This window comes from Paraburkholderia haematera (assembly GCF_905220975.1).
In the GTDB taxonomy this organism is placed as follows: Bacteria; Pseudomonadota; Gammaproteobacteria; order Burkholderiales; family Burkholderiaceae; genus Paraburkholderia; species Paraburkholderia haematera.
The window spans coordinates 1-8,203 of sequence record NZ_CAJNBK010000053.1; the positions used below are offsets into that span (position 1 = coordinate 1).

Annotated in this window: 5 protein-coding genes; 4 read left to right on the forward strand and 1 reads right to left on the reverse strand. The window is 62.0% G+C overall.

Annotated elements, in window-relative coordinates; translation table 11 throughout:
- Positions 1 to 801: 801 nt before the first annotated feature.
- Positions 802 to 1,680, reverse strand: coding sequence for a LysR family transcriptional regulator (locus KHO23_RS34635; protein WP_211617511.1), 879 nt, complete (start codon positions 1,678 to 1,680; stop codon positions 802 to 804).
- Between the two features lie 109 nt (positions 1,681 to 1,789).
- Between KHO23_RS34635 and KHO23_RS34640 the strand changes: the two genes are divergently transcribed.
- From KHO23_RS34640 to cuyB, 4 genes are all read left to right on the forward strand, one after another.
- Entirely contained in the window at positions 1,790 to 3,556 is a 1,767-nt protein-coding gene (locus KHO23_RS34640; RefSeq protein WP_211617512.1) for an acyl-CoA dehydrogenase family protein, read from the forward strand.
- On the forward strand, positions 3,553 to 4,773 hold the full coding sequence (locus tag KHO23_RS34645; protein ID WP_211617513.1) for a CaiB/BaiF CoA transferase family protein: 1,221 nt from the start codon (positions 3,553 to 3,555) through the stop codon (positions 4,771 to 4,773). Before KHO23_RS34640 ends, KHO23_RS34645 begins: the two co-directional genes overlap by 4 nt.
- Before the next feature lie 76 nt (positions 4,774 to 4,849).
- Complete coding sequence (locus KHO23_RS34650; protein ID WP_211617514.1) at positions 4,850 to 6,163, forward strand: MFS transporter; 1,314 nt, start codon at positions 4,850 to 4,852, stop codon at positions 6,161 to 6,163.
- 219 nt (positions 6,164 to 6,382) lie between these two features.
- Positions 6,383 to 7,891, forward strand: a complete 1,509-nt coding sequence (cuyB, locus tag KHO23_RS34655) for a cysteate racemase (protein ID WP_211617515.1) — start codon at positions 6,383 to 6,385, stop codon at positions 7,889 to 7,891.
- Positions 7,892 to 8,203: the final 312 nt, after the last annotated feature.

The following is an 8,203-nucleotide window of genomic DNA, read 5'->3' on the forward strand; positions in this document are numbered from 1 at the left end:
GCTCAGGATCGGGTTTCACTCGTTTGTTGCGTTTCGCTACGGTCATCGTCGCTCCTGTTACTGGCAGTCTCCTGCCAAATGACCGTTTACACAAAACTAATTACACCCTCTCTGGAATCCGTGTCCTCGCACATTTCGCGTTAGTGACTAAGGGCTCATTCGCTCCCACTCCGCACTGCGTGCGACGCGGACGGGTCTGCATGGGAAACCAGGCGCTTCGTTCGTGCACGGTGGGAGCCATCGGCTTCGCCTCGGCGAGACCTCCAGTTGCAAAGACAAACTCCGCAGCACATAAACGCGCGAAAATACTGGTCATATGCAACGTTAGTGCATTGCCGTTGCCGTTGCCGTTGCCGTTGCCGTTGCCGTTGCCAGCGTCCGTCTCAGTTGCGATTCAACGGCGAGCCACGGCACTGAGCAAAACGCGAGAGCGAAAGCGCGGCGGTCGGTTTTATGACGAGATCTTCGGCGCGCGTAGCTCCGCCGGAAGTATGACGGCCTTGTCACTGACGCGGAATATGCGAGAAGACAGATTCCAGATGCACCACTACCGCAACTGTGCGGGGGACCCGCTTAAGAATTAGCGGTTTGAGCTGCTTTCTCTTGCTTACTTCTCTTTGCGGCCGGCAAAGAGAAGTAAGTGCCGCCCCGCACAGGGGCGACGCTAATAAACCACTAAGAATACAAGGAAAGGCCAACTCCATAAAAGCACAGACAAAAAGCGCCGCGCAGGCAGACAGATCAGGCAAACACCAACGCCGTAGGCAAACAGAAAAAAACGCCAAGCAGGCAAAAAACCCCTCACTTCCCACGTCCAAGATACTCAACAAACCGATCCGCGACAGGCTCCGAGTCCCCCTCTCTCCGCAATAGCAAAACCTGCGACAAAAGCGTCTCGCCCTGCAAGGGCAAAAAGCAAACCCGCGGATCCTGCACCTGCCGTAAGGTAAAAGGCACCAACGCCACCCCCATCCCAAACCCGACCATCGTCACAACGGTTTGCCACAACCGCGCCTCATGACGAATCAAAGGACTAAAACCGGCCCCGACACACTGAGCGATGATCAGATCGTGATAGTGCGGCGACACCGTGCGCGGAAACAGAATAAACGGCTCCTGCGCCAACGCCCGCAGATCGACCTTGCGCTTTCGCGCCAGCGGATGATCAACCGGTAAGCAGCACAGAAACGGCTCGGAAAAAATCGGCGTGGAAACCACATCCGATGGGAAATTGCCCCAATGCGCGCACCCCATGTCGATTTGCATCCGCTGGATCGCGTGCACCTGTTCGCTGGTGTTCATCTCCTTCAGGACGATCTCGACGCCCGGGTAGTCAGCCTCGAAGCGCCTCACCGCCTGTGGCATACCACGGTACAACATCGAATTCACGAAGCCGATCCGCAATCGGCCAGCGAGCCCGTGCGCCGATCGAACGGTGATGCGTTCGGCCTCGCCAGCCTGCAACAGCAAGCGGCGCGCCTCGCCAAGCAGCACCTGCCCCGCGTTCGTCAACGCAACCGTTTTGTTGGTGCGCGCGAGCAGTTGCACCCCCAACTGGTCTTCGAATTTGCGGATGTCGAAACTGAGCGCAGGCTGCGAAATGAACAGCCGCTTGGCCGCGCGGCCGAAATGAAGTTCCTCGGCGACCGCCACGAAATAGCGTAATTGCTTCAGGTCCACGGTAGTCTCCGGTTCTCTTATCGATAAGCAACGTCTATCGTACCGGATATAAGTTGTATTAGACGATTATCGAAGCCGCTTCTATGCTCCTTCCACAAAGGAGACACGCATGAGCGACATCACCGCGCAGCCGGCACACGGCTCGTCCAATATTCCCGACAGCCGGGGCATCAACTTCTTCAGCAGCGATCCCGACTTCGCCCGCTTGCTCAAGCTGCATCTCGGCGACGCGCTGTATCAGGAACTTGAAAGCCAACTCGTTTCGCTAGGCCAGCGGGCGTCCGACGAACTCGACGTCCTGGCGCTCTCCGCCGACAAGAATCCGCCGCAATTGCGCCATCGCACGCGGCGCGGCGAAGCGCTGCAAAGCATCGACAAGCATCCCGATTACGTCGCGCTGGAACGCGTGGCCTATGCGGAATTGGGTCTGGCGTCGATGAGTCACGACACCCGCGAAGGTAAGACAGCGCCGCCACCGCTGGTTAAATACGCGTTGACGTTCCTGTTCGTGCAAGCGGAATTTGGCCTGTGCTGCCCCGTCAGCATGACCGATTCGCTCACGCGTACGCTGCGCAAATTCGGCGCACCCGAATTGGTCGCACGATTTCTGCCGATGCTGGCGTCGCGCGATTTCGACACGCTTTTCCAGGGCGCGATGTTCATGACCGAACAGGCGGCGGGCTCGGATGTTGCCCGTATCGCGACGCGTGCAGCGCGCGAAACCGGCGTGAACGGTGAAGAAGCGTGGCGTCTGTACGGCGACAAATGGTTCTGCTCGAACGCCGACGCCGATCTCGCAATGGTGCTCGCGCGCGTGGACAATGCGCCGGCCGGCATCAACGGCCTTGGGCTGTTCCTGCTGCCGAAGACCTTGCCGGACGGCTCGCGCAACAGCTATCGGATCGTGCGTCTGAAGGACAAGCTCGGCAGCCGCTCGATGGCGAGCGGCGAGATCGTTCTGGAAGGGGCCGTGGCGTATCTGATCGGCGAAGTGGGGCGCGGCTTCCACCAGATGGCCGACATGATCAACATGTCGCGTCTGTCGAACGGCGTGCGTGCGGCGGGCTTGATGCGCCGCGCGCTGACCGAGGCGCTGCACATCGCGCACAATCGCGAAGCGTTCGGCCGCAAGCTGATCGATATGCCGCTGATGCAGCGCCAATTGCTCAAGATGATGCTGCCCGCGGAGCAGGCTCGTTCGATGTTCATGCAGATCGCGTTGCTGCTCGAAAAGGCCGACGCCGGTGATCGGCAGGCGGCGAAATGCGTGCGCATTCTCACACCGTTGATCAAGTTCCGCGCGTGCCGCGATGCCCGCCGCGTGACCGGCGACGCGATGGAAGTGCGCGGCGGTACCGGTTACATTGAAGAATGGAGCGATGCGCGTCTCGTGCGCGACGCACATCTCGGTTCGATCTGGGAAGGCACCAGCAACATCGTCGCGCTCGACATCGCGCGCGCAGCCAAACGGGACGGCGCACTCGAACCGCTGCGCACGTATCTGCAGGATCTGCTCGACGCTGCAGGATTGCCCGCCGAGAGTCTTGAGATGCTTCGTTCTACCTTGACGCGCGCTTGCGATGCTCTGGCGAGCGTCGCCGAGTGCGGACGCGATGAATCGGTCCGGCAGGCGGGCACGGCCTTGTATCACGCGAGCACAGCGGTACTAATGGCTTGCGAAGGCGTGCGCCTCGCGCCGGATTTCCGTCGTCTTGCGCTCAGTCATCTGGTGTTGCGGCACAAGCTGTTGCCGTTCGATCCGCTCGACGTGCAGACGTCTTCGGCTGAAAACGACGTGATTGATGCACTGGTCTATGCTCGCAGCGTGACGCTCGACCAGGCCCTGCAACTGCTGCCGGCAGGGAGCAAGCAATGACCGAACACGTGAACAACGGCGCGCAAGACAAGCAGGCAACGCAAGGCGCGTTGCAAGGCATCAAAGTCATCGACCTCAGCCGCGTACTCGGTGGCCCATACTGCACGCAGGCGCTGGCCGATCACGGCGCCCACGTCATCAAGCTGGAGCCCCCTGGCGGCGACGAAACACGCGGCTGGGGGCCGCCGTTTTGCGGTGACACCGCCTGGTACTTCGCCGGCGTGAACCGCAACAAGCAGGGTATCGCGGTCGATCTGTCGTGCGAAGCAGGCCGCGACATTCTGTGGAAGCTGCTCGAAGACGCCGACGTGCTGGTCGAAAACTTCAAGCCCGGCACCCTCGCGCGCTGGGGCATGGACTACGAGCGCGATTTGCGCGAACGCTTCCCGAAGCTGATTCATTGCGCGGTATCGGGCTTCGGCCCGGACGGCCCGCTCGGTGGCTTGCCCGGCTACGACGCCGCGATTCAGGCGATGACTGGCTTGATGAGTGTAAACGGTGAACGCGACGGGCCGGCGACGCGCGTCGGCTTGCCGGTCGTCGACATGGTGACGGGTTTGAATGCGCTGGCCGGCATTCTGTTGGCGCTCGCCGAGCGCACGAAAAGCGGGTGTGGCCAATCGATCGACATCGCGCTGTACGACTGCGGCGTGTCGCTTTTGCATCCGCATTTGCCGAACTATTTCGGTTCGGGCCGCACGCCGCAGCGCAGCGGCAACGCGCATCCAAACATCACGCCTTACGACAGCTATCGCACCGCAACCGCGCCGATCTTTCTCGCCGTCGGCAACGACCGGCAGTTCGCGCGACTGTGCGCGCATCTCGGCGCGCCGGAACTCGCGGACGATCCGCGTTACGTGGACAACCGCAGCCGCTGCGCGCATCGGGAGCCGCTAAAGGCCGCGCTCGAAGGTTTGCTTGCCGCACACGACTGCGAGCCGCTCGCTCAGGCATTGATCAATGCAGGCGTGCCGTGCGGGCCGGTGCAAACCGTCGACGTCGTTGCGCGCCATCCGCATACGCTGCATCGCGGCATGGTGATCGAGATGGGCGAGTATCGCGGCACGGCGTCGCCGATCAAGTTGTCGCGCACGCCGGCCACTTATCGCAGTGCACCGCCCACGCTGGGCGGCGACACGCGCGATGTACTCGACGCACTGGGCATCGACGCTGCAACCCAGCAACGTTTGCTCGATGCGGGCGTACTGAAAGCCTGACTGTAAGCCAGCAGTGATCCGGTGACGGCACGAAGAAGCCGCGCTATCCAGAAGAATGACCTCGGAGACGAAAGACATGAATCGCGAGCCAGACGACCTCGCCGCAGGGCGGCAACCCACCCGCGCCGCAGCAGCGGCATTTGTCGGTACTACGATTGAGTGGTACGACTTTTATATCTACGCCACCGCGTCCGCACTGATTTTCGGCAAGCTGTTCTTTCCGGGTAGCGACCCGTTCTTCGCCACGCTGGCTTCGTTCGGCACCTTCGCGGTGGGCTTTTTCGCGCGGCCGTTCGGCGGGCTCGTGTTCGGCCACCTCGGCGACCGCATCGGCCGCAAGAAGGCGCTCGTGGCAACGCTGGCGATCATGGGTATCGGCACGGTCGGTATCGGTTTCCTGCCGACGTATGCGCGTGCCGGCGTATGGGCTCCGGTGTTGCTGGTGCTGCTGCGGGTCGCGCAAGGCATCGCGATCGGCGGCGAGTGGGGTGGCGCGGTGCTGATGGCAAGCGAACATGCGCCGCAGGGAAGGCGTACTTTCTTCGCTTCGTTCGCGCAGCTGGGCAGTCCGGCGGGGTTGATCCTGTCGCTGCTCGCGTTTCGCGCGGTGGCGTCGATGGATAGGGACGCGTTTCTCAACTGGGGCTGGCGCCTGCCGTTTCTCGCCAGCGCGGTGTTGCTGGTGGTGGGTTTGCTGATCCGTGCGGGTGTCGGCGAATCGCCTGAATTCACGGCGCTCAAAGCGCAACGGCGAGTGGCCGCACTGCCGGTCGCCGAGGTTGTGCGAGACGCGTGGCGCACGGTGTTGTTGTGTCTCGGTGCGAATGTGATCGGCGTGGCCGGTGCATGGTTCGTCAATACGTTCATGCTGAATTACACGACACAGACGCTCGGGCTCGACCGTTCGCTGATTCTCGATTGTCTGTTCGTGGTGGCGTTCATTCAGTTGTTCACGCAACTGGGCTCGGGGTGGTTCGCACAACGGATCGGTACCGGAAGGTTTTTGAAGGGCGCGGCGGCGTTGGCGATGCTTTCCCCTTATCCGATGTTCGCGCTGGTATCGACCGGACGGCCGGTGGCGATTGTGATCGGCATCGCGTTGGCGGTGATGTGCATGTCGAGTTCTTATGCGGTGATGGCCGGGTTTATGTCGACCGCATTCGCGGTGAGAGTCCGGTATTCGGCTATTTCCCTGTCTTACCAGGTTTGCGCTGCTTTGGCCGGCGGGTTGACGCCGTTGATTGGGACGTTGCTCGCGCATCGGTATCCGGGAGCATGGTGGCCGTTGGCCGTGTTTTATAGTTGCCTTGCAGGGGTCTCGCTGGTTTGTATCAGTACATTGGAGCGCCGTAAGCGAGGCACGGTGCAAGGTGTTGTCGAAGTCGCCTAGATTTGAGTTCTCTGCCGCGTGGCGCCTGTTTGTCCGTATGCCCCGAACAAGGGCAACGCCTATAAACCCTTAACAAAACGGCGATAAACATCTCCGTAGGCAAACAGACCGTCAGCGCCTCGCCAGGCATAAACCCGCTATTTCATGGTTAACGTCATCCGGAAGCCCCCAAAGCGTCCTAATATCAAGGCGAAATGAAAAACGACGGGGGAAGCCATCATGTATCGTCATCGTTCGCTGGGTGTCGTGACAGGCGCGTCGCCGCTCGCCGGCGTCGACGTGTTGAGCAGGATGACCACGGCCTGGCGCCGTCCCGGCGCGGCCAAGCCATTCGATTTCGTCCTCGAGCCGCAATCGTGGTCCGAACCGTTTTCGCCTGGCGAAGCGAGTGCTCAGTTCAAGATCCACGTGTTCGACACGATTCGTGCCTTCGAGAAACGCGGTGTCGACGCGATCGTCTTGCCGTGCTTCCTCAGCCACACCTTTATCGATGAACTCTCGGCGAATGTGACTTTGCCGATCGCCAACATCATGGCCGCGCTCCTCGCGCATGTGCGGCAAGCGTTTCCATCGGTCCGCCGTATCGGCGTGCTGACTTCCGACACGATCCGCGCTAACGGACTCTTCGAACGCCATTTCGACAATGCGCGGTTCGACGTGCTGCATCCGCGTAACGAAGAGGGCGTCGATCGCGTAACGAGCGCCGTGTACGGCGATGAAGGCATCAAAAGCGGACACCTGAGCGGCCGGCCCGTCGACCTGTTGCGCGCGGCTTGCGCGGACCTCATCGCGCAAGGTGCCGAGATCATCCTGCCCGGACTCGCCGAAATCCCCTTGGTCGCGCGCTCGCTGGGCACGCTGGAAGTGCCGTTCGTCGACACCAATCTGGTCTACGCGCGCTACGTTGCAGCGGCGCAATATGCACAGCCGGAGCGGCGTTTCAAGGTAGGCGTGCTGGGCGGTGTCGGCCCGGCGGCGACAGTCGATTTCATGGCGAAACTGGTGCGCAACACGCCGGCCGCGCGCGATCAGGACCACATCAAGGTGATGGTCGAGCAGAATCCGCAGATTCCCGATCGCACCGAAGCGCTGCTCGGCAACGGCGACGATCCGACACTCGCGCTTTACGCCGCCTGCAAGACACTCGAAGAAGGCGGCGCCGATCTCATCGCGATTCCGTGCAATACGGCGCATGCGTTCGTCGCGCGGATTCAGCCGTCGTTGACCATTCCGATCGTCAATATGCTGACCTGTACCGCCGATTATCTGCGCGAGACCTTTCCGGACCTGCGCGAAGTCGGCGTGCTCGCCACCTCGGGCACGCTGGCCAGCCGGGTCTACGAGAAGGCGCTCGAAGCGTGCGGCTTCGTGCAGATCGCACCGGCCCAGGCCGCCCAGGCCCGTCTCATGAACGCGATTTACGGACCAGGCGGCGCGAAGGCGGGTTACCTGTCAGGCGAGTGTTACGACGATGTCGCCGCCGCGGTGGATGACCTGGTCGAGCAAGGCGCGCAGGTGATCGTACTGGGCTGCACCGAGTTGCCGCTGCTGCTGCGCGCCTCGACGCTTGCGCGGCCAGGCGGTTCAATAGTGCGGCTGGTCGATCCGACCGAGGTGCTGGCAAAACGCTGCGTGGCTTATGCGCTGGGCGAAAGCGGGGTGACCCAGGCCGCTTCGCAACCGGCTTCGGCCACGCGCCGGCTCAGCGTGGAAAGCGTCTACGGCTAGACCCCGCTGGAACAGCCTCGCGCGGTGCCGCGCCGCGCGGGAAAGCCTTGCAATTCCCACCCTCCGCCGCCATTTCCTGAGCGCTGCGCGCTCCCGCAGGAAACGGCACAACGCTTGCCGACCCGCCGGTCAGGGCGCGCTCAGCGCCGCCATTCATGGCCCGAAGCGCCGCGAAAGCGCCACCGTGCCGTGTCATGGAAAAGTCGGGTAAGGACGCGACGTTGCCGTCGCGTCCTCCCCTAAGAACCGTACGTGCGAGTTTCCCCGCATACGGCTCAAGCCTCAATAAGGCTGGCTCATGCCAACCCGGTC